Raw genomic sequence first — 25,507 nt, 5'->3', positions numbered from 1 at the left:
GCGCCTAGCCAAGCCAACTGTGCTAAAGCCAATCTTAAATCGTCTGGAACTGACATGGAAGAATTTCACAAGGTCCGCCGGCTTCCGCCCTACGTGTTCGAGCAGGTCAACCGGCTGAAGGCCAGCGCCCGTTCGCGCGGCGCCGACATTATCGACCTTGGCATGGGCAATCCGGACCTGCCGACGCCGAAGGCGATCGTCGACAAATTGTGCGAAGTGGTGCGCGATCCGCGCACGCATCGCTATTCCTCCTCGCGCGGCATCCCAGGTCTGCGCCGCGCCCAGGCCGCCTATTATCAGCGCCGTTTCGGCGTGAAGCTCAATCCCGACACGCAGGTGGTGGCGACGCTCGGTTCGAAGGAAGGCTTCGCCAATATGGCGCAGGCGATCACCGCGCCGGGCGACGTGATCCTGTGCCCCAACCCGACCTATCCGATCCATGCTTTCGGCTTCATCATGTCGGGCGGCGTCATCCGTTCGCTGCAGGTCGAGCCGGATGACGGCTTCATCCCGGCGCTCGAGCGCGGTGTCCGTCATTCGATCCCGAAGCCACTGGCATTGATCCTCAACTATCCGTCGAACCCGACGGCGCTGGTCGCCTCGCTCGATTTCTACAAGGACGTGGTCGCCTTCGCCAAGAAGAACGACATCATCATCCTGTCGGACCTTGCCTATTCGGAGATCTATTTCGACGGCAATCCGCCGCCTTCGGTGCTGCAAGTGCCGGGCGCCATCGATGTCTGCGTCGAGTTCACCTCGATGTCGAAGACCTTCTCCATGCCCGGCTGGCGCATGGGCTTTGCCGTCGGCAATGAGCGGCTGATCTCGGCGTTGACGCGGGTGAAGTCCTATCTCGACTACGGCGCCTTCACGCCGATCCAGGTGGCGGCGGCGCATGCGCTGAATGGCGACGGCGCCGACATCGCCGAAGTGCGCGAGGTCTATTTGAAGCGCCGCGACGTCATGGTCGACGCCTTCAGCCGCGCCGGCTGGACCATTCCGGCACCGGCTGCCTCGATGTTCGCCTGGGCGCCGATCCCGGAGCCGTTCAAGCATCTCGGCTCGCTTGAGTTTTCCAAGCTCCTGATCGAGCACGCCGACGTGGCGGTGGCGCCGGGCATCGGCTTTGGCGAGCATGGCGACGATCATGTTCGCATCGCGCTGGTCGAGAACGAGCACCGGATCCGGCAGGCGGCGCGCAACATCAAGCGCTTCCTGGCGTCCAGCGCCAAGCAGCCGAACAATGTGGTGCCGCTCGCCGCGCATCGCTAAAGTCGCCGCACATCTTATTCGAGTAGATTTTTTGAGGGGCGTCGCCGGGCATGGCTGAAGCGTTGCGTGTTGGAATTGCCGGTCTGGGTACTGTCGGTGCCTCGGTGGCGCGCGTGCTGCGCGACAAGGCAGCGGAACTGACGCGCCAGTGCGGACGCGATGTCATCGTCGCGGCCGTTTCCGCGCGTGATCCCAAGCGCGACCGTGGCGTCGACCTCAGCGCCGCCAAATGGTTCGACGATCCGATCAAGATGGCGCAGGCCGCCGATATCGACGTCTTCGTCGAACTGATCGGCGGCGATGAGGGGGCAGCGCGCGCGTCGGTCAAGGCAGCACTTGAAGGCGGACGTCATGTCGTCACCGCCAACAAGGCGCTGTTGGCCAAGCACGGCGTGGCGCTTGCCGAAATCGCCGAGAAGAAGGGCGTGCTGCTCAACTACGAGGCGGCAGTTGCCGGCGGCATCCCGGTCATCAAGACGATGCGCGAGGCGATGGCCGGCAATTCGGTCACCCGCGTCTTCGGCATCCTCAACGGCACCTGCAACTACATCCTGACCCGCATGGAGGCCGAGGGCATCTCCTTCGACGAGTGCCTGAAGGACGCGCAACGGCTGGGTTATGCAGAGGCCGACCCGACCTTCGATATCGAGGGCCATGATACGGCGCACAAATTGTCGATCCTGACCAGCCTGGCCTTCGGCACCAGGATCGCGGCCAATGACATCTACATGGAAGGCATTTCCAACATCAGCCAGGCCGACATCCGCGCCGCGGGCGACCTTGGCTACCGGATAAAATTGCTCGGCGTCGCGCAGCGCACCGACAGCGGCATCGAACAGCGTGTGCACCCGACCATGGTGCCGACCGCGTCGGTGATCGCACAGGTGCATGGCGTGACCAATGCGGTGGCCATCGAAACCGACATTCTGGGCGAGCTGCTGCTCTCCGGCCCCGGCGCCGGCGGCAACGCCACCGCGTCCGCCGTGGTCGGCGATATCGCCGACATTGCCAAGAGCCGGCCGGGCTTCCAGCACGGTCCGGTGTTCGGCCTGCCGGCCAAGGAACTGCGGCCCTACAAGAAGGCGCAGATGCGCAGCCATGCCGGCGGCTATTTCATCCGACTGACCGTGCATGATCGCATCGGCGTCTTTGCCGCGATCGCCAAGCGCATGGCCGACAACGACATTTCGCTGGAATCGATCGTCCAGCATGCCGTCAGCGGTGAGACCGACGCGCAAAAGACGGTGATCCTGGTCACCCACGAGACGACGGAAGCAGCGGTGCGCAAGGCTGTCGACGGCATCACCAAGGACGGCCACCTCACAGACAAGCCGCAGGTTATCCGCATCGAGCGTGCGGGCTAGGCCAAGTCATTTTTCTCCTTTAACCGATTGATGCTGCTGCTGAAAAGTGGTTTCAGACGCCATAATGCTCTATCTCTTTGATTTGGAGCCGGATTGAGATTTCAGGTCGAACCCACCAATCATCATCGGGCTCTGGCGGAGGCGTGAGTCGCGAGATCAAGGCGCGTCACCAGGATGTGGAAAAGTTTTGAGACTTTCCTGTTTAGCCGTCGCATATTGCCGGAAATGACAATCTATAGATTACGCCTCCTATGACGGGCGACAAACGCTTCTTCCTCGATGTCAGGCAGTCGGCGACCGGTGTTTCCTGGGAACACCGGTTGAGCGAGCGGCAGGACATGACGGCGCTTGCCATTGCGCAGGGCCACGGCGTGCCCGACATTGTGGCGCGCGTGCTCGCCGGGCGCGGCGTGACCGCGGACCAGGCCGAGCGCTTCCTCGATCCGACGATCCGCAATCTGTTGCCGGATCCGGCTTCGCTGACCGACATGGGCAAGGCTGCGACCCGCATCGCCGAAGCGGTCATGGCCAAGGAGAAGGTGGCAATCTTCGGCGACTACGATGTCGACGGCGCCGCCTCTTCGGCGTTGCTCAAACGCTTCCTGACGCATTTCTTGGTGCCTTCGGAGATCTACATTCCCGACCGCATCTTCGAGGGCTACGGCCCCAATCCGGAGGCTATGCGCGAACTGGTCTCGCGCGGCGCGACGCTGATCGTCACCGTCGATTGCGGCACCAACAGCGCTGTCTCCATTGATGCCGCCAAGGCCGCAGGCGCCGATGTGGTGGTGCTCGACCACCATCAGGTCGGCGGCCCGCTGCCGGAGGCGACCGCGGTCGTCAATCCCAATCGCGAGGACGACCTTTCCGGGCAAGGCCATTTGTGCGCCGCCGGTGTCGTCTTCCTCACTCTGGTGCAGACGGCGAGGGTCCTGCGCAGCCGATTGCCCGACGCAGCGCCACCGGACCTGTTGTCGTTGCTCGACTTGGCGGCGCTGGCCACGGTTTGCGATGTGGTGCCGCTCATCGGCGTGAACCGCGCTTTCGTCGTCAAGGGACTACAGATGGCGCGGCAGCAGAAGAATGAGGGGCTCGCCACACTGGCGCGGGTGTCCCGCATTGGTGAGCCGATAAGCACCTTTCATCTCGCCTATCTGATTGGGCCGCGCATCAATGCCGGCGGCCGCATCGGCGATGCAGCACTTGGCAGCCGGCTGCTCGCCACCGACGATCCGGTTGAGGCCAGGACCATTGCCGAGACACTCGACCGGCTCAACCAGGAACGCCAGCAGATGGAGCTGGAGATGCTGGCAGCGGCGCGCGCGGAGGCTGACGCCGAACTTGCCGGCGGCAACGGGCCGGCCATCATCGTCACCGCCAGCACCAATTGGCATCCCGGCATTGTCGGCTTGATCGCCTCGCGGCTGAAGGACCATGCGCGGCGGCCGGCCTTCGCCATCGCCTTCAACGCCAATGGCATCGGCACCGGCTCCGGCCGTTCGGTGTCGGGCTTCGATCTCGGACGGCTGGTGCGCGCAGCCGCCGATGCCGGGCTGATCGTCAAGGGCGGCGGCCACGGCATGGCCGCCGGCATCACGGTGGAACGCGCCAAGCTCGGCGAACTCCGTGCTTTCTTCGAGGAGCGCGCGGCGGCCGAAGTGTTCCGGCTCCAGGACGAAGAAAGTCTGGCCGTCGACGGCGCGCTCGCCGCCGAGGGCGCGACGATTGCTTTGCTCGATGCACTGGAAAAGGCCGGGCCTTTCGGCGCCGGCCATGTCGCGCCGGTGTTCGCGCTGCCGCGCCATCGGCTGGCCGACGCGCGGGCCGTCGGCACCAACCACATCCGGGCTGATCTGCAGTCGGAAAGCGGCGGCCGCATCCAGGGCATCGCCTTTCGATCCGTCGATACCGCGCTGGGCGAATTCCTGTTCAAGAACAGGGGCAACACGATCCATGTAGCCGGCTCGCTGTCGGGGAATTATTGGAACGGCAACCGCACGGTGCAGTTCCGCATCACCGATGCGGCCAAAGCCTGACATTGCCGAACTGGTTTAAGCGAGAACCGTCTGCAGCCGCTTCAACTCGCTGATCTGCGCCATCGTCGCCTGGTAACCGACGCTGATCGCCTCATCCGCGCGGTGGAATTCGGTCAAGCCGATATGGCTGAGTTTCGGTTGGAGCGACATGTCGGGCGGATCGCCCGCTAGCCTTGCGCGTGAAATCCGGTCCTGGATGATGTTGAAGGCTTCGACCATGACGCCGGTGATGCCGAGACGGCTCTGGTGCGGCTGGTGGTCGGGGCTGGCCTGGCCTGGCCGGGGCGCGTCCTTCTCGATGAGCAGTTCGCCGGCGCTGTGCTTGATGACGGCGGCGCGGCCGAACAGATCGTAGTGAAGGTTGACCGCGACGACCAGCGGCTGCTCGTAGGCGCGGCAGACCGAAACCGGAACCGGGTTGACCAGCGCGCCGTCGACCAGAATGCGGCCGTTGCAATTCACCGGTTCGAACACGCCGGGCAGCGCATAGGAAGCCCGCATCGCGGTGATCAGCGATCCGCTGGACAGCCAGATCTCATGGCCGGTGCGAATTTCGGCGCCAACGGCGACGAAGGGTTTCGTCAGATCCTCGAAGCGGATGCCTGCCATGTGCTCGCGCAGCCTGACGTCCAGTTTCATGCCGCCGAACAGGCCGCTGCCGCGCAGATTGAGATCGAGCAGGCCGAAGATGCGCCGCTTGGTCAGGCTGCGGGCGAACTCCTCGAGTTCGTCCAGCTTGCCGGCGAGATAGCAGCCGCCAACCAGCGCGCCGATCGAAGTGCCGGCGATCATCGAGACTTCGATGCCGGCTTCGTCGAGCGCGCGCAGCACGCCAATGTGCGCCCAGCCGCGTGCGCAGCCGCCGCCCAGCGCGAGCGAAATGCCTGTCTTGCCCGCGGGTTGCGGGTCAGGCACGCCGCCGGACGATGAGGGGCCATTGGCCTCCCGCACGTCCGGTCTGCTACGCAATGACGCCCACTCGAGCATCATGATCTCCCTTGTCCCGCGTCCGTTCTACAGGAAGGACGTTTGAGAATAGTGAATATGAGTGGTTTGCGACTGTTGAATGGTTCACGCGGGCTTCCGATACGTTTTTTCCGCATCGAACAGCGGCGTGCTGCCATCGTCGGCAAGCGTTGCCTTGCCGCCGATTAGCCCCACCGTCCGATAAAAACATGAACGCCGGCCGGTGTGACAAGTTGCGTCGTGGCCCAACACTTTGACGCGCAACCATATGGCGTCCTGGTCACAATCCGTGAGCATCTCGACGACGGTCTGAAAATTGCCTGATGTTTCGCCCTTCTTCCACAGCGTGCTGCGCGAGCGCGACCAGTAGTGCGCGATGCCGGTTTCGAGCGTCAGCGCCAGCGCCTCGGGATTCATATGCGCGACCATCAGCAGCATACCGTCAGCGGCGTCGGTGACGACGACGGTGACCAGCCCGGCAGCATCGAAGCGCGGGGAAAACACCGCGCCTTCTTCGAGAGCCTTCTTGTCTGATGGAGCCTTGGGAAATGTTAGTGCCGACATCGCCGGTCCTTGATCTAGCGATGCCGGCGAGGGGCTTACGCCCCGAGGCCGCGCACCATGGTGACGAAACGGACCTGTTCCTCGGGCGTGTCCTTGAACACGCCGGTGAAGGTCGAGGTCAGCGTGGTGGAGCCCTGCTTGCGGATGCCGCGCATGGCCATGCACATATGCTCAGCCTCGATCATGACGGCGACACCGCGCGGATTGAGCACGTCCTGGATGACGCCGGCGATCTGTGCGGTCATGGCCTCCTGAGTCTGCAGGCGATGGGCGAAGATATCGACCACACGGGCAATCTTGGACAGGCCGACGACCTTGCCATCCGGGAGGTAGCCGACATGCGCCTTGCCGATGATCGGCACCATGTGGTGCTCGCAATGCGAGTGGAACTGGATGTCCCTGACGATGACGAGATCGTCATAGCCGGCGACTTCCTCGAAGGTGCGGCCGAGCTCTTCGGCCGGGCACATGTCATAGCCGTTGAACATTTCGAGAAAGGCCTTGGTGACGCGCTTGGGCGTGTCGATCAGGCCCTCGCGGTCCGGATTGTCGCCGGTCCAGCGCAACAGCGTGCGCACGGCGGCCTCGACCTCGGCTTCGCTCGGCCTGTCGGTGACCGGCTTGTCCAGATAGTCGGAAGGGGGCATTATTTTCTTGATGACGGCATCCATAAAGGCGTCTCCCGTAGTTCCTCTCTCAGGAGGAACGAGTTGAACGGACCACGACCTTTCGGGTGCTGAAAACTCGCCCGGTTTCCAGCCCGCAAGCGGCGTGAACGAAATGGGCAAGGACGATGGCTTTGCTTTGCCTTGTCGATACCCGACTGCCACCATTATATATGGTCGTACGCAGCGAATGAAAGACGCTACAACGGCAATCGCTGTTCGCTTGGCGGCGACGGATTGGAAAAATATGATTGACGACGTCTACAATGCGAAAATTCTGGGTTTTGCCGGAAACATCGCACGCATCGGCCGGCTCGATCATCCGGATGCGAGTGCCAAGGCTCATTCCAAATTGTGCGGCTCGACGGTAACCGTCGACCTCAAGATGGACAATGGCGTCGTCACCGATTTCGCGCATGACGTGAAGGCCTGCGCCCTCGGCCAAGCCTCGTCCTCGATCATGGCTCAACATGTCATCGGCGCCAGCGCCGACGAATTGCGGGCGGTGCGCGACACCATGCTGAAGATGCTCAAGGAAAATGGCGCGCCGCCGCAAGGCCGCTTTGCCGATCTGAGATATCTGGAGCCGGTGCGCGACTACAAGGCGCGCCATGCCTCGACCATGCTGACCTTCGATGCGGTCGTCGATGCCATAGGTCAAATCGAGAAGAAACGCGCAGAAGAAGCAGCGTGACATAGCGCGGGCTTCGCGCAGGACATGACGGAGGAAGTGTTTGCATTGGTTGATGGTGGCTTCGGGCCTTGTGGTTTCGCTGGTCACGAGTGGCTATGCTGCCGGCGCAGAAAACGCCTCGCAGCAGAAGGCTGCCGCCTACCTCGCTGACAAGCTGGCTGGCTGCTGGATTATCCCCGTCGGCGACGAACTTGTGGCCACACGCGTCAAAATCAGCTTTAACCGGGATGGTTCGCTGGCGGCGCCGCCGAAGGTACTCAATCTTGCAACAGAACCACAGGGCAAGAAGTTCGATGACAGCGCAGTTCGGGCGATTACCCGTTGTGCGCCCTTCATTGGCCTTGCGATTTATGCCGATAGCTACCAGGCTTGGCGCGAGACGACGGTCAATTTCGACGGCCGAGTGATGTCATCCGGCGCGCAGCAGAAATAGAACCGAGGGCTTAAGAAGCACGACGGCTTAGGTCTGCTGTTCCTGCGCCCGTCTGCTTTCGGCAAATTCGCTTCTCACCCAGTCGGCAAAGGCCTTAGCCGGCTCCGGCAGGTCCTTCAAACTCCTGGCCACCAGCCAGTAGGCGCCGGATGCGACGTCGATGTCGAACGGCTTGATCAGCGCGCCGGACGCAATCTCCTCGCCGATCTGCAAGAGGTCGCCCAGCGCCACGCCGTGGCCGAGCAGGGCCGCCTGCTTCGACAGCGACACATCCGCCAGCATAGGGCCGCGCGCCGGAATGGTGTCGGCTGACACGCCGGCTGCCTCGAACCAGCGCGCCCAGCCTTGACGATTCTCCTCGTGCAACAGCGTGTAGCGGGCAAGGTCGAGCGGCTTTTCGAGGGCAGGGCCCGATGCCAGCAAGGCCGGCGACAGGACCGGTGAATCGACGGTCGAGGCGAGCCATTCGGCCTCGCTGCGCGGCCATGAGGTGGCGCGCGCGCTGAAGCGCAAGGCGAGTTCGGGCTGATCGCTGCGGAACTCGATCGGCCTTGGGTCAACTTCGAGGGAAACGTCGATATCGGGCCGCAACTGGCTGAAGCGGTTGAGCCGCGGCAACAGCCATACCGAGGCCAGCGACGGCTCGACACTGACGCGGACCACCGACTGCGCCGGGGCCGCCACCAGGTCCGAAAGCAGCCTGTCGATGTCGTCGAAACTCCTGACCAGTTGATCGAGCAGGCGCTGGCCGGCCTCGGTCAGCTCGACGCGGCGGTGATGACGGTGGAACAAGGGCTGGCGCAAGAACTGCTCGAGTTCGCGGATCTGCCGGCTGATGGCGGCCTGCGAGACGAACAGCTCCTCGGCGGCCCGGCTGAAACTCAATTGCCGGCCGGCTGCCTCGAAACTTCGCAACGCCGTCAGTGGGAGCCGTCCGCGCTTCATTTCGCATAACCCGAAGTTATCCGAACCGGAAATTATACTCGTTTGAAGGCGAAGGCCAGCGGGCGTCTAATCCGCCTCAAAGGAGATGCGGCCATGATCCAGTTACTGGAAATCTTTTGCGATGTGATGCAGATCGCGACATTTCAGTGGCATGGCGACAGGCAGCATCATGTGCAGCGCACCGAGCAAAGGCCGGCCACCCGCTGGGCGGCTCCAGCGGAGCGGCATCCCTTTCGCCGCTCGCGACCCTGAAGCCGACAAAGAGGCGAGTGAGTGAAGAGGATTGCGTTTGCCGGCCGAAGCTCACATCTATCGGTTTGGAAACGCAAGCTGACCCGGAAGCCGGTTTCGGGTCGCGTTCGGAAAGAGACTGCGGTGGGCGACCAGCATCGGCATGTGCATGCCGCCGGACGGACCCGGCGCGGGCGCAACTGGCCCGGTCCCTGGCGCAAAACACCCGGCCGCATTTTCGGCACGTCGCTGGTGCGCCTCTATCAACTGACGCTGTCCGGATTTGTCGGCAATTCCTGCCGGCATCTGCCGACCTGTTCCGAATACGCGCATGAGGCGATCGCCCGCCATGGTCTGTGGGCCGGCGGCTTCATGGGGCTGTTCCGCGTGCTGCGCTGCGGCCCTTTCGGTTCGCATGGCATCGATCGCGTGCCGGAGGTACTCGATCAGCGCTATGTCTGGTTCATGCCATGGCGTTATTGGCAGATCGGCAGGAAGCGCGGCGAGGCCTGACGGCGGGCGCGCTGGTCCCTGATCCAGATCGCCAGCGCGGCATTTCTTTACAATCCGGTAAGGTTAACAACGGGCTGCACAAAGACTGCGCATTTGAGTCAAAATCGAGCCAAGACACTTCGCTAAGCGCCTCCTGTTCATTCCCAGGAGAGCCCACATGCGTCGGATCGAAACCCATCCCTTCATCATTGCCGCGGTCCTCTTCCTGCTGGCCTGGTTTCTGGGATTTCCGATGCGGGCGCAATCGGCGCCGCTTGGCGATGTCGCCTGCACGCTTATCCAGGACGCGGCGAGCGGCGAGACGCTCTATCAAAGCGGCGTCTGCGACCAACGCGTCAGCCCGGCGTCGACCTTCAAGGTGCCGCTGGCGCTGATCGGCTACGACAGCGGTATCCTGAGCGATGCGCATACGCCGACCTGGGACTACAAGCCTGAATTCAGGGCCGTGAGCCGCGACCACAAAGCCGTCGACCCGACTATCTGGGAGCGCGACTCGATCGTATGGTATTCGCGCGAGATCGTGCGCCGGCTCGGCGCAAAAAGCTTTGCCGGCTACGTCTCGAAATTCGGCTACGGCAACATGGATGTCTCGGGCGATGCCGACAAGGACAACGGGCTCACGCAATCCTGGATAAATTCCTCGCTTGAGATATCGCCGGTCGAACAGACAGCCTTCCTGCGCCAGCTGCTCGCCGGCAAGATGCCGGTTTCTGCCAAGGCGCATGAGATGACCCGAGCCATCCTGCCGACTTTCCAGGCCGGCGGCTGGACGGTGCGGGGCAAGACCGGCAGCACCAGGCTGGGAAACAGCAAGGACAAGCGCGCGCTGGGCTGGTTCGTCGGCTGGGCCGAAAAGGGCGGCCGCCGGATCGTCTTCGCCCGGCTGGTCGTCGACACCAAGCCGATCGACATGCCGAAAGGCCCGGCGACACGCGCGGCGTTACTGAGGGAGTTGCCGCAACTGGTGAAGTGAACTTGCTTTAGCTTCAAGTGCTCCGGCGGGCACGAAGGATGTGGCCGCCGGAATTCCTTGTATCCGCCTTTGGCGTCCTGGAGAAGCGGGCGGCGATGTCGCTGCTTTCCAGATCTTCGATCTCATCGAAGCCGAGCTCGCGCAGCGATTGCGCCAGTGCCGCGGGCACGAAGAAGCTGATCCAGGGCTCTCCGGCAGCGGCGACGCGCGCCGCATGGAAAGAGAGGGCAGCCTGTCCAGCCGCATCGCGGTTCTCGGCCGGCTCGCTGTAGTCGAAGACGACCTCCGAACCGGGCATGCCGGTAATCCAGGACAGGGTGCTGAAGATTGCGTCCTGGCTCAGATACGGAACGACACCCAGCCAGATGAAGAAACTGGGCTCGGTCTGCCGCAAACCGGCCGACGTCAGTTCATCCGCGGGGCGCTGGCGCTCGAAGTTGACCGGCACGAACATGGTGGCCCGCGGTTCGGCAAGACCAGCATCGGCGATGCATTTGCGTTTCCAGGCCTGTGTCGCCGGGTGATCGACTTCGAACACCGCGACATCAGGGTACGGATTGCGCAGCGAGAAAGTGTCGAGGCCGGCGCCGAGCACCACCACTTGCCGGACGCCCCGGCGCACCGCCGCAGCCAGCCAGTCCTCGGCGAGGCGGGCGCGCGCTGCCACGAACAGGCGCATGCGCCGGCTGCGCTCACCTTCCTGCTCGAGCTCCTGCACCGTCGGTGCGGCATCGCCCAGTATCGCACTCGCATATGGGTCGCGAAACAGCGCCGCCTGCTGCGAGAACTGGTGGAGGGCCCGCATGCGCGCGACGCCCAAGGCGGTTCGGCTGGGTTTTGCGTCTTCCATGCCGGGGATTCCAACCTCGTGTCGGGGAAATTCGCAAGCCTGTGCGACTGGCCTGCGACATCTGTCGCGCCATTTCCTGACAGCTGCGCCAACGACGGCTCTTTACCTGATGCCGCGTGGCCTCTAAAACCCGCCCGCTGCCGGATGCCTCCGGCTTCACACCACGACCACCCGCGCTCGTTTGCGGGACTGGATAGGAGATACCCGATGCTGAATTCCGTTTCCCTGACATTTCCCGATGGCTCCGTTCGCGACTATGACGCGGCGATGACCGGTGCAGGCCTCGCCGAATCGATCTCGAAGTCGCTGGCCAAGAAAGCCGTCGCCTATGCCATCGACGGCACCGTTCGCGATCTTTCCGACCCGCTTGGCAAGTCCGGCAAGGTCGAGATCATCACCCGCACCGATCCGCGCGCGCTGGAGCTCATCCGTCATGATGCAGCACACGTGCTGGCGGAGGCCGTGCAGGAACTGTGGCCGGGAACGCAAGTGACCATCGGGCCGGTAATCGAGAACGGATTCTATTACGACTTCGCCCGCAACGAGCCGTTCACGCCTGACGATTTCCCGGTGATCGAAAAGAAGATGCGCGAGATCATTGCGCGCAACAAGCCGTTCACCAAGGAAGTCTGGTCGCGCGACAAGGCGAAAAAGGTCTTTGCCGAGAAGGGCGAGCGCTACAAGCTCGAGCTGATCGACACCATTCCCGAAGACCAGGATCTCAAGATCTATTCCCAGGGCGAATGGTTCGACCTCTGCCGCGGCCCGCACATGGCCTCGACCGGCCAGATCGGCAACGCCTTCAAGCTGATGAAGGTGGCCGGCGCCTATTGGCGCGGCGATTCGAACAACCCGATGCTGACCCGCATCTACGGCACGGCATGGGCCGAGCAGGCTGAACTCGATGCCTACCAGACGATGCTGGAAGAGGCCGAGAAGCGCGACCACCGCAAGCTCGGCCGCGAGATGGACCTGTTCCATTTCCAGGAAGAGGGGCCGGGCGTCGTCTTCTGGCACGCCAAGGGCTGGAAGATGTTCCAGAATCTGGTCAACTACATGCGCCGCCGCCTCGACGAGCAAGGCTACCAGGAGGTCAACGCACCGCAGGTTCTCGACAAGAGCCTGTGGGAGACGTCGGGCCACTGGGGCTGGTATCGCGATGCCATGTTCAAGGTGACGGTGGCCGGCGACGACACCGACGACGACCGCGTGTTCGCGCTGAAGCCGATGAATTGTCCGGGCCACGTGCAGATATTCAAGCATGGGTTGAAATCCTATCGCGATCTGCCCGTAAAGCTTGCGGAATTCGGCAATGTGCATCGTTACGAACCGTCCGGCGCCTTGCACGGGCTGATGCGCGTGCGCGGCTTCACGCAGGACGATGCGCACATCTTCTGCACCGAGGAGCAGCTGGCCGCGGAGTGCCTGCGCATCAACGATCTGATCCTGTCGACCTACGCCGATTTCGGCTTCGACGATGTCAGCGTGAAGCTGTCGACGCGGCCGGATAAGCGCGTCGGCACCGACGAGGCCTGGGATCATGCCGAGGCGATCATGGGCAACGTGCTGGATACAATCAGGACGCGCTCGGGAAACCGCATCAAGACCTCGATCAATCCGGGCGAGGGCGCTTTCTACGGGCCGAAATTCGAATATGTGCTGAAGGACGCGATCGGCCGCGAATGGCAGTGCGGCACCACGCAGGTCGACTTCAATCTGCCGGAACGCTTTGGCGCCTTCTACATCGGTTCGGATTCGGAAAAGAAGCAGCCGGTGATGGTGCATCGCGCCATCTGCGGTTCGATGGAACGCTTTCTCGGCATCCTGATCGAGCATTATTCCGGCCATTTCCCGCTGTGGTTCGCGCCGCTGCAGGTGGTTGTGGCGACGATCACCTCGGATGCTGACGACTATGCGCGAAAGGTTGTCGCACAGTTGAAGGCGGCAGGACTTTTGGCCGAACCGGATCTGCGCAACGAGAAGATCAACTACAAGGTGCGTGAGCATTCGCTGGCCAAGGTTCCTGTGATCCTCGTCTGCGGCAAGCGCGAGGCGGAAGAGGAGACCGTCAACATGCGCCGGCTCGGCTCGCGCGATCAGGAATCGCTCAAGCTGGCCGACGCGCTGAAGCTGCTTTCCGACGAGGCTGTTTCAGCCGACCGAAGGCGCAGCGCGGCCTGAGCAAACAATGTTTCGTAGAAATGGCGGTGGAGCGATCCACCGCCATTTTCACATGCCTGTCACGCCAACCTTGTAACGAGCCCCCATGCTCAAGCTGAAGATACGGGAAAGACCGTTTCCCGAACTCTCCTACGCCAATGCGAGCCAGCCGGCGCTGACGCGCTGGTTCATCCATTCCATTGAAGGTCTGTCGGGGCGCGACCGGTATGCCGCGCTCTATGATTTCTGGCGCCGCCAGGTGGCGCCGACCGGCGAGCGGGTGTTCAGCCGCATGCTGCAGCTGATCGACGTCAAGGTGCGCAGCACCGATCAGTGGCCGCCGGCGGGGCTGCCCGACACGCCGCTGGTGATCGTTGCCAACCACCCGTTCGGCATTGGCGACGGCATTGCCGTGCTGTCGCTCGTCGAGCAGCTCGGGCGTCCGTTCCGCGTCATGATCCACAAGGATCTGCTGAAGATCCGCGAGATGGAACCGTACTCGCTGCCGGTCGACTTTTCCGAGACCAAGGACGCGGTGAAGAACAACATGGCGGTGCGCCACGAGGCAGTGCGGCTGTTGAAAGAGGGCGTCACCATCGTCGTATTTCCGGCCGGCGGCGTCGCCACGGCGCCGAAAGGCTTTGGCCGGGCGCGCGACCTGCCGTGGAAGATGTTTCCGGCGCGCCTCGTGCAGGACGCCAAGGCGTCGGTGGTGCCGATGCATTTTTCAGGTCAGAACGGCCGGCTGTTCCATCTGGTCAGCGGTCCGATGAACATGGCCGAGCGCGAAGGAAGGCTGGCGAAATTCGTCGGCAAGGCGTCGCTGACGTTGCGCCTTTCAATGCTCATCCGCGAATTTGCGCGGCTGTCCGGCAAGGCGATCGACGTGCGCGTCGGCGATGTGCTGAGCTGGGATGAGTTGGAGCCATTGCGCGACCGCAAGACGCTGCTCGACCGTCTTCATCGCGGTGTCTTCGACCTAGCGCCCGACGCGCCGCGCGGCCGGGTCCACTTCCTGCAGCGCCGCCTGTGCAAGGCCGCCTGACGTAGCCCTGAACTACCACTTCAACTGAGCAGCCAAACCGATGCCAATGGGCGCGCCGGTCAGTCGGCGCCTTCCTCCGGATCGATCGCAGAGGCATCAGTGGCCAGGACCTCGATCTCCTGGTTCTGTCCGGCAACGACGGTGAAATCCTTCTGGTAGATGCGGTCGCGGTTCTTGGCGATGATGGTGTATTGGCCTTCGGCCAGCACCATCGAGGCGAAGGCGCCGACGGCCTCCTTGATCGGATCGCCGGATTCGTTGAGCAGCGACCAGGATGTATCGGCGATGGCCTCGCCGCCGGTCCCGCGCACCAGCTTCATGGTCTCCTCCGCCGCGCGATGCTCGACGGTGGCTTCGGTCAGCTTGCCGGCTTCGACACGGATGTCGGAGCGAATAACGGCATTGACCGCGCCATAGGTGGAGACGACATGATAAACGCCGGCGTTGAGCCGCACGACGCTGTTCGGCTCGACATCGGGAATGATCAAAGCGCGGTCGCCATTGGCCTCGGCGGTGCCCTCATAAATGGAGAAGCGCAGTTTTTTCGGCGGAATACGCACGCCGCCCGACAGCACCGCGTCGAGCTTGAGGCCGCCGGCATCGAGCACCAGGCTTTCGCGCCTGGCGTCCTTGCCGACGGTGATGCGCTTGGTGGCGCCGGCGCGTCCGTATGAGGCGTGGACCAGATAGCTGCCGGGTTCGAGCTGGAACACGGCGCTGCCGCCATGCGCGGAAGCCACCATCGGCAGCTTGCCGTCGCCGGCGGCCTCGGGCTTGAAGACGCGCCAGACGATGCCGCGCGTGATGTCGGCGCCCTTGTCGGTCAACTGCGCCGACAGCGTTATGGCACCGCCGCCACCGAGTGCCAGCGGCGTCTCGCCCTTGGGCGGTGCATAGCTCGAAATATCGGGGAGTTTCAGATTGCCGATGCCGTCGGCATTCTGCGCCATGGCCATCGAGGCCGGCGCAAACAGCGCTACGGCGAGCCAAATCAGGAAAAGGCGCGATGTCCCCTCAAACATGCCTTGCGTTGAAGCCCAAGGCGGTGGCAATTTCAAGGCTTAAGAGTCCGACCGCCTTGGCAACAGGTTCTTTCGTCCGGCGCGCCCGCGCCAATGCCCGAGCCGCCCCGATCCGCAATGGCGCGCTTCAGCTCAAAATCGAGTGCTTTAGGAGACCTGGCCCCCATGGCGTCGCCGATCATCGACTTCCTGCTGACCCGAAACTCCGCACCTATTCCTGAATTGAAGGAACCGGCGCCCAGCGATGCCGATATCGCGACCATGATCGCGGCTGCAAGCCGTGTGCCCGATCACGGCCGACTGGAGCCGTGGCGCTTCATCCTTTATCGCGGCGAGGCGCGATTCGAGATCGGCAGGAAGCTGGCGGCGCTCGCCGAACAGCGCGAAGGGCCGCTGCCGGAAAACCGCCGCAACCAGGAGCTTGCGCGGTTTTCCCGCGCGCCGCTGGTGATCGGCGTGGTGTCGGTTCCGAAGGACAATCCAAAAATCCCGCAATGGGAAATGTTCCTGTCCGGCGGCATGGCGGCGCTGAACCTGATGATCGCGGCCAACGCGCTGGGCTATGGCACCAACATGATCAGCAACTGGTATTCCGACGTCGCGGAGGGCAGGGCGATCCTGGGGCTGGCGCCGCAGGAGCGCGTCGTCGGCTTCATCCATGTCGGCTCCTACCAGGGCCCGGCGCCGGAACGGCCGCGGCCCGATCCGGCAAAGCTCTATGCCGATTATACTGGGCCGTGGAACGGCTGACACCCGAAAGCGATTCCCCTTTATTTAAACACAGGCTAAGACGGCGGCTTGGCGATGCGTGGGGTTGGCGTATCGATCATAGGATATTGGGGGTCGCCGGCGACATGAAGAAACGAGACTCGCTGCGAACCCGGCTGCGCTATGGGTTTGACAAGAGCATGGCCGCCGGGCCGATCGCGCTGATCGGCTGGCTCGCCGTCCTTTCCCTGCTGATCATCATCGCCGCCGCGGCCTTCCTTGCGGTGACCCGCATCGCGCCGGAGGGCGGCGAACCGCTGAACTTCTTCGAAGCGTTCTGGGAATCGCTGATGCGCACGCTCGATTCCGGCACGATGGGCGGCGACACCGGCTGGGCCTTTCGTCTCGTCATGCTGTTTGTCACGCTTGCCGGCATCTTCGTTGTGTCGGCCCTCATCGGCGTGCTCAGCGCCGGCGTCGACAGCAAGCTCGATGAATTGCGCAAGGGTCGTTCGCGGGTGCTGGAGAGCGACCACACCATCATCCTCAACTGGTCGCCGTCGGTCTTCGACGTCATCTCCGAACTCGTCATTGCCAATGCCAGCCGCCGCCATCCGCGCATTGTCGTCATGGCCAACATAGACAAGGTCACGATGGAGGACGAGATCGCCGCCAAGGTCGGCAGGTTGGGCAACACACGCATCATCTGCCGCAGCGGCGACCCGACCGACCTCTACGATCTGGCCATCGTCAACCCGCAGACCTCGCGCTCCATCATCGTGCTGTCGCCGGACGGCGACGATCCGGATTCGCAGGTCATCAAGACGGTGCTGGCGCTGGCCAACGACCCGAACCGGCGCACCGCGCCCTATAACATCGCCGCCGAGATCCGCGACGGAAAGAACGCCGAGGTCGCCCGCGTCGTCGGCGGGGCCGAGGTACAGCTTGTCCTGGCCGACCAGCTGATCTCGCGCATCGTCGTGCATTCGAGCCGGCAGTCGGGTCTCAGCGGCGTTTATTCGGAGCTGCTCGATTTCGACGGCTGCGAAATCTACACGACCGAGCAGCCTGATCTCACCGGCAAGACCTTCGGCGAGGCAGTGATGGCGTATGAGCATTGCACGCTGATCGGGCTCTGCGACCAGCAGGGGCGCGTCAATCTCAACCCGCCGTCGGAGCTGGTAATCGGCAAGGACATGCGCGCCATCATCATTGCCGAGGACGATGCCGCCATCAAGCTGGGAAGCGCCGGAGCCAAGATCGATGCCGCGGCGATTCTTCGCCATCAGCCCATCGAGGCGAAGCCGGAGCGCACGCTGATCCTTGGCTGGAACCGGCGCGGTCCGATCATAACCTATGAACTGTCGCGCTATGTCGCGCCTGGTTCGATCCTGACCATCGCCGCCGATACGCCAGGCCTCGAGCAGGAAGTTGCCGGGCTGCCGGTCGTCGGCGACAATCTGTCGGTTTCCTGCCGGATCACCGACACGTCGAGCAGCACAGCACTGGCAAGCCTGGACGTGCCTTCCTACGACCACGTGCTCGTCCTCGGCTACAGCGAGACCATGGCAGCGCAGCCCGCCGATACGCGCACGCTGGTGACGCTGTTGCATCTGCGCAAAATCGCAGACGATGCCGGCACGCATATCTCGATTGTCAGCGAAATGATCGACGTGCGCAACCGCGAGTTGGCGGCGGTGACCAAGGCCGATGACTTCGTCGTCAGCAACCGGCTGGTCAGCCTGATGCTGGCGCAGGCATCGGAGAACCAGCATCTCGCCGCGATCTTCGATGACCTGCTCGACGAGGAGGGCTCCGAAATCTACATGCGTCCGGTCGGCGACTATGTCGCCATCGACCAGCCGGTGACGTTCTGGACGATCGCGGAATCGGCGCGGTTGCGCGGAGAGATCGCCATCGGGCACCGGCGCGTTCGCGCCGCGCAGAGTGATGAGCGGGCGCTGGGCGGCGTCACCGTCAACCCGTTGAAGTCGCAAGCGCTGGCCTACCTGCCTGAGGACCGGGTAATCGTGCTGGCGCGGGACTAAACCCCGACTGCCTTGGCGCGAGCCAGAAGCCGTTCGGCGAGCCTGAGATGCGGCCGGTCATACATCTTGCCGTCAATGCCGACCACGCCGGGATTTCCGGCCGCCTCGAAGGCGGAGACGATGGCCTGCGAGCGTTGCACTGCCTGCGCCGATGGCGTGAAGGCGGCGTTGATGACCGGCACTTGCGCCGGATGGATCGCCATCTTGCCGGCAAAGCCGTCACGCTCGGCCTCCGTGCATTCGGCTTCGAAGGTGGCCATGTCGCGAAAGCCGGGGAAGACTGTGTCGATCGCCGCGACTTCGGCTGCGCCGGCGGCAAGGATGGTCATCGTGCGGGCGAAGCGGAAGACATCGGTGTAGCGGCCGTTCTCGTCGCGCGACGCGCGCGCGCCGATCGCCGCCGACAGATCCTCAGCGCCCCAGGTGAGGCCGGCAAGCCGGGCGCTTGCCCCGGTGTAGGTCGCGGCCGCCAGCACGCCGGCAGCGGTCTCGGTGATGATCGGCAGGATTTTTATGCCGCCATCCGGCAATCCGTTTTCGGCCTCATGTACGCGGAGCTTTACGGATAGCTGCTGGACATCCTGGCCGCTGTTCGACTTCGGCAGCATGATGCCGTCGGGTTTGACCGGAACCAGGGCGGCCAGATCATCGTCGGTCAACCCGGTCGATAGGCCGTTGACTCTGATATAGATGGCGGAGCTTGTCTGCTGCCGGTTGCCGCCGATAAAGCGTGCCGCGATGTCGCGTGCCGACGCCTTGTTTTGTGGCGCCACGGAATCCTCGAGATCGACGATGACCACGTCGGCGCCGGCGCCAAAGCCTTTGTCCAGCTTCTTTTCGGAATCGCCGGGCACAAACAGCAGCGAGCGCATCAGGCCGCCTTTTTCATCATCATCGCCTGGCGCGTGCATTTGGCGACGAGCACATCATTCTGATTGTAGGCGCGATGCTCGAACTCGACGATGCCGCGGTCCGGCTTGGATTTCGATTCCCTGACCGAGATCACAGTCGTTTCGACACGGATGGTGTCGCCATGGAAGACCGGGTGCGGAAACACCGTCTCCCTCATGCCGAGATTGGCAATTGTGGTGCCGACGGTGATGTCATTGACGGAAATGCCGATCATCAGGCCGAGCGTGAACAGCGAATTGACCAGCGGTCTGCCCCATTCGCTCTTGGCGGCGAAGTCGAAGTCGATGTGCAGCGGCTGCGGGTTCAGCGTCATCACCGAGAACAGCATGTTATCGCTTTCGGTGACGGTCTTGCGCAGCGTGTGCCGAAAGACATGTCCGACGACGAACTCTTCGAGATAAAGCCCGGGCATCGTTTTTCTCCTCCGCTGCCTGACGGTTGATAGGCGCTGCCCATGCCACCCGCAAGCCAGTTAATAAACATGGTGAACCGTTCGTAAACCATTTCTGCCTAGGGTCATTCCTGGGGCCGGAAGCTTTCCGGCAAGGGGCGTAGCAGGCAGTATGGTTGTCTCGCATTTTCTCAAATGGATCTACACCGCGAGAGTTTCGGAGCGCGCCGCGGCGGCGAGCGCGCTGGCCCGCGCCTACGTCAATTCCGACCTGCCTTTCGAAGACCGTTGCGCGGCCGAAGCGGCGCTGACGCTGCTGCTCGACGACGCCTCGTCGAAGGTGCGGCTGGCTATGGCCGAAGCGCTGTCGATGAGCCATCACGCGCCGCTGCAGATCATCAGCGCGCTTGCCTCCGATCAGCCGGAAGTGGCAGCCCTGGTGCTGGCGCGCTCCCCGCTGCTGACGGACGCCGACCTGATCGACCGCGTCGCGGCCGGTCACAAGGCGACGCAAAAACTGATCGCCGACCGGCCGGTCGTTTCGATGGCGGTTGCCGCGGCGATCGCCGAGATCGGCGAACCGGAAGCGTGTGCGGCGCTGCTCGCCAATGACGGCGCCGACATAGCCTCGCTCTCCTTCCGCCGCATCGCCGAGCGGCATGGCCATATCGCTCATTTGCGCGAGGCAATGGTCACGGATGTGCGGCTGCCGGCCGACTGCCGGCACATGCTACTGGTCAAGCTCGGCGAAACGCTGAAGGCTTCGCCGCTGGTGATGGCGCTGATGGGGGCGGCCAGAGCCGAGCGCGTCACGCGCGATGCTTGCGTCAAGGCTTCGGTGCGGCTGGTCGAAGGCACGCGCGCGGAGGAACATGCGGCACTTATCGAACATCTGCGCCTGCGCGGCGACCTGACCGCAAGTTTCATCATCCGTGCCATTGCCCACGGCAAGGTCGACTTTTTCGGCTCGGCCCTGGTCGCGCTCAGCCAGCAGTCGGAGCAGCGGGTGCGGGCCTTGCTCGCCGGCGGCCAGGACGTTGCGTTGCAGGCGCTGTTCCGCAGCGCCGGCCTTGCCGCTTCCACCCATGGCATCATCCTGCGCGCGCTCAAGATCTGGCGCGAAGTCGCCAACGGCAAGCGCCTCGCCGGCGTGCAGGAAGTCAGCTGGCTGATGCTGAAGGAACTCGGAGGTCAATCCACTGAGGGCGATCTCGCTGGCCTGGTCAAGTCGATCCATCTCGACGCGCTGCGGGAAAACGCGCGCGGGCATGCGCTGGCGATAGCCGCGGCCTGACGCCCTAGCCACGGTCCCTGGTGAAGAAATCCGGGAAATCCTCGATCGCGGCGGCGATGATGCGCAGCGAGGCTGCGATCTGCAGCGTGTCGGCACTACCGCTGCGCTCTGAGAGGCCGGCTGCATATTGCCGGGCCACAGTGATGGTCGCCGTCTGGGGCTCGCCTGGTGCGCGAAAGAGCAGTTCACGCGCCAGGCCGCGCAGGAAATTGGCGATCGAGAGCGCGGTGTCGGAAGGAGTGGACGGCCTCTGCTGCGCGGCGCGCAGACGCAGGATTTCAAGGCCGACGGTAACGGCGGCGACCCCGCCGCCCAGAATCGCATCGCCTTTCCTGCCGGCATTTTGCAAGAGCGGCATCAGCTGGTTGATGCGGTCATAGGCCAGGCTCTCGAAGGCCGAACGCCGCGGCACCCGCTCATGCAGGCACAGCCGCGCCAGATCCTCGCGCATGGCCCGCACGATGCGGTTGGCCGCGCGCCATGGATCCACCGGCAGCACCACGATGAAGACGCCGATCGCCAGCAGGATGCCGACCAGCACCGACGCCGAGCCGGCGAAAAACGGGCCTGGGGCATAGGTCATCGCCTGATGCGGGCTGAGGAAGGCGAGGAAATTGATGGCAAAGGCCGTCGCCACGCCGACGGTGCGCGGATTGGCCATGCCCAGCGCCGTCGGTACCAGGATCGGCACGACAAACAGCGTGAACCAGCCGAAGCCGGGCAAAGCAGGCAGCGCGACCTGGCCGACAAGGAAGGCAAAGGGCAAAGCCAGCAGCGTTCCCTTGAAGAAGCCCCAGGACACCCGCACCGGGTCAGGCCGCGCGGCGAAAAGACTGGAGACGACGGCAACGAGGATGACGGTGCCGGCCGCGTCGGACCATTTCGTCGTCAGCCAGAAGGCGGCGACCGCCAACGTGGCAAGGCCGGCGCGTATGGCATTGCGCGAAGCCCCGGGATAATCGCGGTGCACCACCAGCGCAGGCGGCTGCCTGTTGCTCCGGCTGGGGCCCGTCACCGGTGCGCGCAGGGCGTCGAGGCCGCGCAGCACCTGCTTGAAGGCTTCGGCGAAATCGGCGGCGATGGTGAGGCGGGTTATGGTGCCGACCCTGTCGTCGCCCTGATCGGTCGAGGCGTCGGGCATTTGCCGGGCCTTGCCGGCAATCGCGTCGAGCCGCGTCACCCAGGGCGACGTGTCGTCCAGCGCCTCGGGCGTCGCTGCCAACTCGCTGACCAACGACTGCAGTTCGGAGCGTACCGGGATGAGCGCTGCGTTTTTCGGCGCGGCATGCGAATGCAGCGCGCGCGCCGCCGACAGCGCCGAGAGAAGCTGACCGATGGTTAGGCGGACCGGATGGGCGCGGGTGGCGAAGCTCGGGGCTTCGAGCCGGGCATAGGCGCGCATCTCGGCCAGCATCTGGGCGTCGGTGATCAGCTTGCGGTGCAGACCGGCCAGCGTCGCCGGGTCGCCACCGGAAAAAGCGCCGCCTGCATAGGTTGCAAGGTCGAGGATGCTGCGCTTCAGCCTGGAGATGATGGCGTCAGCGGCCAGCTTGGGCAGGATCAGCCGGCTGGTCAGGCCGGCGCAGACGATGCCGAGCACGATCTCGGCGCAGCGCGCGACAGCGAGATCGACGACCACGTGCGGCTGGCCGAAAGCCGGCAGCCCAATGATCATCGCGGTATAGCCGGCAAGTGCGGCGCCATAGGCTTCCGGATTGCGCAGCAGCGACGAAACCAGCGTGCACAGCCCAATCCAGACGGATAGCGCCGTGACCAGCAGCCAGGGATTGGTGCCGAAAACCGAGGTGATGCCGATCGCCGCAAGTCCACCGGCCAGCGTGCCGAGCAGCCGGTAAAAACCTTTCGCCAGCACCATGCCGGCGACCGGCTGGGCGACGATGAAGACCGTCATCATCGCCCATTGCGGGTGGTCGAGTTTCAACGCGTAAGCAGCGAGAAGCGCGATCAGACCGGCCGAAACCGTGCGCAGGGCGAAAATCCAATCCGAGCGCGTCGGCTGCGTCAGGCCCGCCAAACTGGTTTCGAAGTAGCTCTTCAGCCGCGCCCGGATCACAAGCTGGTCTCCGTATCGGAAGTGCAGGCTAGAGCAATTCCAGGAAAAGTTTGAAACGGTTTTCCGCCCGGAACTGCGTCAAAACGAAGAGTCGGCCGGCGCTCAGATATCCAGCACTTCCGTCGCGGCGAATTCGGCGCGTTCCTGGATGAAGCGGAAGCGGGCTTCCGGCTTGGTGCCCATCAGCGCGTCGACAGCATCCTTGGTCGCCGCCACGGCGTCGATAACATCGACCCTGAGCAGCGTGCGCTTCCTCGGGTCCATGGTGGTTTCCTTGAGCTGCGCGGCCATCATCTCGCCCAGGCCCTTGAAACGGCCGATCTCGACCTTGGCGCGGCCGGTGAATTCGGTGCGCAACAGCTCGTCCTTGTGCGCATCGTCCCTGGCATAGGCAACCTTGCCGCCTTGCCGGATCGAATAGAGCGGCGGCACCGCCAGATAGAGATGGCCGCCATTCACCAGGTTCGGCATTTCCTGGTAGAAGAAGGTGATCAGCAGCGAGGCTATGTGAGCGCCGTCGACGTCGGCGTCGGTCATGATGATCACGCGGTCGTAGCGCAAATCCTCATCGCGGTATTTCGAGCGCGTGCCGCAACCGAGCGCCTGAATCAGGTCCGATATCTGCTGGTTGGCGGCGAGCTTGTCGTTGCCGGCGCTGGCGACGTTGAGGATTTTTCCGCGCAGCGGCAGCACCGCCTGGCTCGCACGGTCGCGCGCCTGCTTGGCCGAGCCGCCGGCCGAGTCGCCTTCGACGATGAACAGTTCGGCGCCCGCGGCGGCGTTCTGCGTGCAGTCGGCGAGCTTGCCGGGAAGGCGCAGCTTGCGCACCGCGCTCTTGCGCGACACCTCCTTTTCCTGCCGCCGGCGCACCCGCTCGTCGGCGCGCGCAATCACCCATTCCAGCAGCTTGGAGGCTTCCTGCGGATTGTCGGCCAGCCAGTGGTCGAAGGGATCGCGGATGGCGGTCTCGACAATGCGAATGGCTTCGATCGTTGCCAGCCTGTCCTTGGTCTGGCCGACGAATTCCGGCTCGCGAATAAACACCGACAGCATGCCTGCCGCCGAGATCATCACGTCTTCGGAGGTGACGATCGAGGCGCGCTTGTTGCCGACCAGGTCGGCATAGGCCCGAAGCCCGCGCGTCAGCACATTGCGAAAGCCGGCCTCATGCGTGCCGCCTTCGCCGGTCGGGATGGTGTTGCAGTAGGAGTTGACGAAGCCGTCACCGCCGAACCAGGTCACCGCCCATTCCAGCGAACCGTGGCCGCCCTGCTTCTCGCTCTTGCCGGCGAAGATTTCGCGGGTCACCTGGAAATCATCGCCGAGCGATGCCTTGAGATAGTCCTTCAAGCCGCCGGGGAAATGGAACTCCGCCTTGGCCGGCGTCTGGTCCTTTTCCTTGATCAGCGATGGGTCGCAGCTCCAGCGGATCTCGACGCCGCCGAACAGATAGGCTTTCGAGCGGGTCATGCGATAGAGCCGCGCCGGCTCGAAGGCGACGCCCTTGCCGAAAATCTGCTCGTCGGGATGGAAGCGGATTTTGGTGCCGCGCCGGTTGTGCACTTCGCCGAGCTGCTCCAGCCCGCTCACCGGAACGCCGCGCGAGAACCTTTGGCGGTAAAGCTGGCGACCGCGCGCGACCTCGACTTCGAGATGGTCCGACAGCGCATTGACGACCGAGACGCCGACACCGTGCAGACCGCCGGAGGTCTCATAGACCTTGCTATCGAACTTGCCGCCCGAATGCAGCGTCGTCATGATGACTTCGAGCGCCGGTTTCTTGAATTTCGGATGCGGATCGACCGGAATGCCGCGGCCATTGTCGGTGACGGTCAGAAATCCGTCGGCCGACAGCTCGACATCGATGAAGGTGGCATGGCCGGCGACCGCCTCGTCCATCGAATTATCGATGACCTCGGCAAACAGATGGTGCATCGCCTTGTCGTCGGTGCCGCCAATATACATGCCGGGACGGCGCCGCACCGGCTCCAGCCCCTCCAGCACCTCGATGTCGGCGGCACTATAGCCCTCGCTGCCGTCCTTGGTCGCGGCAGGACGCTTCGTGGCCTGCACCAGCGGGTCGGCCGGGCGCGAAGGTGTCCGAGCCGGTTGGGGCTGCTTTTCCAGATTGCCGAAAAGATCGTTGTTGTCGTCCATGCCTACCATAGAATCCGTGCCGCGAATCACCCGTCGATACTGCCACGCTTTTCGGCGCCAAGCGACGGAAGTTCCTGTTACGTTCGGGGATTAAACCCTTCTTATCCTAAAACCTTTCGATAACCAAGCCGGCGGAAATAGGTCCGTGCGGAGCGGCCGCGATTCCTGAATCTTTAACAAAGCGGCCTAG

General features: G+C 63.7%; 23 protein-coding genes. 13 read left to right on the top strand and 10 right to left on the bottom strand.

Translation table 11 applies throughout. The features are described 5' to 3' along the window. Positions 1 to 54 precede the first annotated feature (54 nt). From NLY44_RS09670 to recJ, 3 genes are all read left to right on the top strand, one after another. On the top strand, positions 55 to 1,272 hold the full coding sequence (locus NLY44_RS09670) for an LL-diaminopimelate aminotransferase (protein WP_023681615.1): 1,218 nt from the start codon (positions 55 to 57) through the stop codon (positions 1,270 to 1,272). 50 nt (positions 1,273 to 1,322) lie between these two features. Next, a complete protein-coding gene (locus tag NLY44_RS09665; RefSeq protein WP_023805329.1) occupies positions 1,323 to 2,636 on the top strand; it encodes a homoserine dehydrogenase in 1,314 nt (437 codons plus the stop codon). Positions 2,637 to 2,887: 251 nt separating this feature from the next. Then, positions 2,888 to 4,672 (top strand): single-stranded-DNA-specific exonuclease RecJ, encoded by a 1,785-nt coding sequence (recJ, locus tag NLY44_RS09660; RefSeq protein WP_023701219.1) that lies wholly within the window; start codon positions 2,888 to 2,890, stop codon positions 4,670 to 4,672. A 15-nt stretch (positions 4,673 to 4,687) separates the two neighbouring features. On the opposite strand, the gene NLY44_RS09655 is transcribed toward recJ, so the two are convergent. From NLY44_RS09655 to folE, 3 genes are all read right to left on the bottom strand, one after another. Further along, entirely contained in the window at positions 4,688 to 5,659 is a 972-nt protein-coding gene (locus tag NLY44_RS09655; protein ID WP_023667624.1) for a patatin family protein, read from the bottom strand. Positions 5,660 to 5,743: 84 nt separating this feature from the next. Beyond that, positions 5,744 to 6,202 carry a phosphoribosyl-AMP cyclohydrolase gene (hisI, locus tag NLY44_RS09650; RefSeq protein ID WP_023805328.1) on the bottom strand — a complete coding sequence of 153 codons (459 nt, stop codon included), beginning with the start codon at positions 6,200 to 6,202 and terminating at the stop codon, positions 5,744 to 5,746. Positions 6,203 to 6,237: 35 nt separating this feature from the next. Next, positions 6,238 to 6,873: a GTP cyclohydrolase I FolE gene (folE, locus tag NLY44_RS09645; RefSeq protein ID WP_023667622.1), complete on the bottom strand. Its 636-nt coding sequence runs from the start codon at positions 6,871 to 6,873 to the stop codon at positions 6,238 to 6,240. A gap of 241 nt (positions 6,874 to 7,114) precedes the next feature. On the opposite strand from folE, the gene NLY44_RS09640 reads away from it, so the two are divergent. After that, positions 7,115 to 7,561, top strand: a complete 447-nt coding sequence (locus NLY44_RS09640) for an iron-sulfur cluster assembly scaffold protein (protein WP_023707147.1) — start codon at positions 7,115 to 7,117, stop codon at positions 7,559 to 7,561. A 40-nt stretch (positions 7,562 to 7,601) separates the two neighbouring features. Continuing rightward, the gene (gene tolA / locus NLY44_RS09635; protein WP_155923149.1) at positions 7,602 to 7,994 is read left to right on the top strand and encodes a cell envelope integrity protein TolA; all 393 of its coding nucleotides are present in this window, start codon (positions 7,602 to 7,604) and stop codon (positions 7,992 to 7,994) included. A gap of 27 nt (positions 7,995 to 8,021) precedes the next feature. Here tolA and NLY44_RS09630 read toward each other — a convergent pair whose 3' ends face one another. Beyond that, entirely contained in the window at positions 8,022 to 8,939 is a 918-nt protein-coding gene (locus tag NLY44_RS09630) for a LysR substrate-binding domain-containing protein (RefSeq protein ID WP_023805327.1), read from the bottom strand. A gap of 93 nt (positions 8,940 to 9,032) precedes the next feature. Here NLY44_RS09630 and NLY44_RS09625 point away from each other — a divergent pair, with 93 nt between their 5' ends. From NLY44_RS09625 to blaOXA, 3 genes are all read left to right on the top strand, one after another. After that, the gene (locus tag NLY44_RS09625; RefSeq protein ID WP_084013004.1) at positions 9,033 to 9,191 is read left to right on the top strand and encodes a hypothetical protein; all 159 of its coding nucleotides are present in this window, start codon (positions 9,033 to 9,035) and stop codon (positions 9,189 to 9,191) included. Positions 9,192 to 9,314: 123 nt separating this feature from the next. Then, a complete protein-coding gene (yidD, locus tag NLY44_RS09620) occupies positions 9,315 to 9,683 on the top strand; it encodes a membrane protein insertion efficiency factor YidD (RefSeq protein WP_023667617.1) in 369 nt (122 codons plus the stop codon). A gap of 157 nt (positions 9,684 to 9,840) precedes the next feature. Beyond that, a complete protein-coding gene (gene blaOXA / locus NLY44_RS09615; protein ID WP_023667616.1) occupies positions 9,841 to 10,656 on the top strand; it encodes a class D beta-lactamase in 816 nt (271 codons plus the stop codon). A 13-nt stretch (positions 10,657 to 10,669) separates the two neighbouring features. On the opposite strand, the gene NLY44_RS09610 is transcribed toward blaOXA, so the two are convergent. Then, a complete protein-coding gene (locus NLY44_RS09610; protein WP_023805325.1) occupies positions 10,670 to 11,506 on the bottom strand; it encodes an SAM-dependent methyltransferase in 837 nt (278 codons plus the stop codon). A 207-nt stretch (positions 11,507 to 11,713) separates the two neighbouring features. Here NLY44_RS09610 and thrS point away from each other — a divergent pair, with 207 nt between their 5' ends. After that, positions 11,714 to 13,687 (top strand): threonine--tRNA ligase, encoded by a 1,974-nt coding sequence (gene thrS / locus NLY44_RS09605; protein WP_023805324.1) that lies wholly within the window; start codon positions 11,714 to 11,716, stop codon positions 13,685 to 13,687. Between the two features lie 85 nt (positions 13,688 to 13,772). Then, positions 13,773 to 14,711, top strand: coding sequence for a lysophospholipid acyltransferase family protein (locus tag NLY44_RS09600; RefSeq protein ID WP_023805323.1), 939 nt, complete (start codon positions 13,773 to 13,775; stop codon positions 14,709 to 14,711). A gap of 59 nt (positions 14,712 to 14,770) precedes the next feature. Here NLY44_RS09600 and NLY44_RS09595 read toward each other — a convergent pair whose 3' ends face one another. Beyond that, the gene (locus tag NLY44_RS09595; RefSeq protein WP_023805322.1) at positions 14,771 to 15,733 is read right to left on the bottom strand and encodes an RgsD C-terminal domain-containing protein; all 963 of its coding nucleotides are present in this window, start codon (positions 15,731 to 15,733) and stop codon (positions 14,771 to 14,773) included. A gap of 165 nt (positions 15,734 to 15,898) precedes the next feature. Here NLY44_RS09595 and NLY44_RS09590 point away from each other — a divergent pair, with 165 nt between their 5' ends. Together NLY44_RS09590 and NLY44_RS09585 are read left to right on the top strand one after the other, a co-directional pair. Further along, positions 15,899 to 16,483, top strand: coding sequence for a nitroreductase family protein (locus tag NLY44_RS09590; RefSeq protein WP_023667611.1), 585 nt, complete (start codon positions 15,899 to 15,901; stop codon positions 16,481 to 16,483). Between the two features lie 104 nt (positions 16,484 to 16,587). Then, positions 16,588 to 18,489: a CASTOR/POLLUX-related putative ion channel gene (locus tag NLY44_RS09585; RefSeq protein WP_023805320.1), complete on the top strand. Its 1,902-nt coding sequence runs from the start codon at positions 16,588 to 16,590 to the stop codon at positions 18,487 to 18,489. On the opposite strand, the gene NLY44_RS09580 is transcribed toward NLY44_RS09585, so the two are convergent. Both NLY44_RS09580 and NLY44_RS09575 read right to left on the bottom strand, forming a co-directional pair. Then, positions 18,486 to 19,361 carry an HpcH/HpaI aldolase/citrate lyase family protein gene (locus NLY44_RS09580; RefSeq protein WP_023805319.1) on the bottom strand — a complete coding sequence of 292 codons (876 nt, stop codon included), beginning with the start codon at positions 19,359 to 19,361 and terminating at the stop codon, positions 18,486 to 18,488. The genes NLY44_RS09585 and NLY44_RS09580 overlap by 4 nt on opposite strands. Then, positions 19,361 to 19,873, bottom strand: a complete 513-nt coding sequence (locus NLY44_RS09575) for a MaoC family dehydratase (protein ID WP_460221791.1) — start codon at positions 19,871 to 19,873, stop codon at positions 19,361 to 19,363. Before NLY44_RS09575 ends, NLY44_RS09580 begins: the two co-directional genes overlap by 1 nt. 91 nt (positions 19,874 to 19,964) lie before the next feature. Here NLY44_RS09575 and NLY44_RS09570 point away from each other — a divergent pair, with 91 nt between their 5' ends. Then, positions 19,965 to 21,086, top strand: a complete 1,122-nt coding sequence (locus tag NLY44_RS09570; protein ID WP_023805318.1) for a DUF2336 domain-containing protein — start codon at positions 19,965 to 19,967, stop codon at positions 21,084 to 21,086. A 4-nt stretch (positions 21,087 to 21,090) separates the two neighbouring features. Here the strand turns inward: NLY44_RS09570 and NLY44_RS09565 are convergent, their stop codons facing one another. Both NLY44_RS09565 and parE read right to left on the bottom strand, forming a co-directional pair. Continuing rightward, positions 21,091 to 23,160, bottom strand: coding sequence for an FUSC family protein (locus NLY44_RS09565; RefSeq protein ID WP_023805317.1), 2,070 nt, complete (start codon positions 23,158 to 23,160; stop codon positions 21,091 to 21,093). A 102-nt stretch (positions 23,161 to 23,262) separates the two neighbouring features. Continuing rightward, entirely contained in the window at positions 23,263 to 25,317 is a 2,055-nt protein-coding gene (parE, locus tag NLY44_RS09560) for a DNA topoisomerase IV subunit B (protein WP_023805316.1), read from the bottom strand. Positions 25,318 to 25,507 lie beyond the last annotated feature (190 nt).

It is taken from the genome of Mesorhizobium sp. C089B (genome assembly GCF_030323125.1).
Lineage (GTDB): Bacteria > Pseudomonadota > Alphaproteobacteria > Rhizobiales > Rhizobiaceae > Mesorhizobium.
The sequence above is the reverse complement of the archived record's forward strand: the minus strand, read 5'-3'. Positions and strand labels throughout refer to the sequence as shown.

Coding starts and splice junctions, on each gene's coding strand:
- NLY44_RS09670 (WP_023681615.1), top strand. CDS start 55: ATGGAAGAATTTCACAAGGTCCGCCGGCTTCCGCCCTACGTGTTCGAG.
- NLY44_RS09665 (WP_023805329.1), top strand. CDS start 1,323: ATGGCTGAAGCGTTGCGTGTTGGAATTGCCGGTCTGGGTACTGTCGGT.
- recJ (WP_023701219.1), top strand. CDS start 2,888: ATGACGGGCGACAAACGCTTCTTCCTCGATGTCAGGCAGTCGGCGACC.
- NLY44_RS09655 (WP_023667624.1), bottom strand. CDS start 5,659: ATGCTCGAGTGGGCGTCATTGCGTAGCAGACCGGACGTGCGGGAGGCC.
- hisI (WP_023805328.1), bottom strand. CDS start 6,202: ATGTCGGCACTAACATTTCCCAAGGCTCCATCAGACAAGAAGGCTCTC.
- folE (WP_023667622.1), bottom strand. CDS start 6,873: ATGGATGCCGTCATCAAGAAAATAATGCCCCCTTCCGACTATCTGGAC.
- NLY44_RS09640 (WP_023707147.1), top strand. CDS start 7,115: ATGATTGACGACGTCTACAATGCGAAAATTCTGGGTTTTGCCGGAAAC.
- NLY44_RS09630 (WP_023805327.1), bottom strand. CDS start 8,939: ATGAAGCGCGGACGGCTCCCACTGACGGCGTTGCGAAGTTTCGAGGCA.
- NLY44_RS09625 (WP_084013004.1), top strand. CDS start 9,033: ATGATCCAGTTACTGGAAATCTTTTGCGATGTGATGCAGATCGCGACA.
- blaOXA (WP_023667616.1), top strand. CDS start 9,841: ATGCGTCGGATCGAAACCCATCCCTTCATCATTGCCGCGGTCCTCTTC.
- NLY44_RS09610 (WP_023805325.1), bottom strand. CDS start 11,506: ATGGAAGACGCAAAACCCAGCCGAACCGCCTTGGGCGTCGCGCGCATG.
- thrS (WP_023805324.1), top strand. CDS start 11,714: ATGCTGAATTCCGTTTCCCTGACATTTCCCGATGGCTCCGTTCGCGAC.
- NLY44_RS09600 (WP_023805323.1), top strand. CDS start 13,773: ATGCTCAAGCTGAAGATACGGGAAAGACCGTTTCCCGAACTCTCCTAC.
- NLY44_RS09595 (WP_023805322.1), bottom strand. CDS start 15,733: ATGTTTGAGGGGACATCGCGCCTTTTCCTGATTTGGCTCGCCGTAGCG.
- NLY44_RS09590 (WP_023667611.1), top strand. CDS start 15,899: ATGGCGTCGCCGATCATCGACTTCCTGCTGACCCGAAACTCCGCACCT.
- NLY44_RS09585 (WP_023805320.1), top strand. CDS start 16,588: ATGAAGAAACGAGACTCGCTGCGAACCCGGCTGCGCTATGGGTTTGAC.
- NLY44_RS09580 (WP_023805319.1), bottom strand. CDS start 19,361: ATGCGCTCGCTGCTGTTTGTGCCCGGCGATTCCGAAAAGAAGCTGGAC.
- NLY44_RS09570 (WP_023805318.1), top strand. CDS start 19,965: ATGGTTGTCTCGCATTTTCTCAAATGGATCTACACCGCGAGAGTTTCG.
- parE (WP_023805316.1), bottom strand. CDS start 25,317: ATGGACGACAACAACGATCTTTTCGGCAATCTGGAAAAGCAGCCCCAA.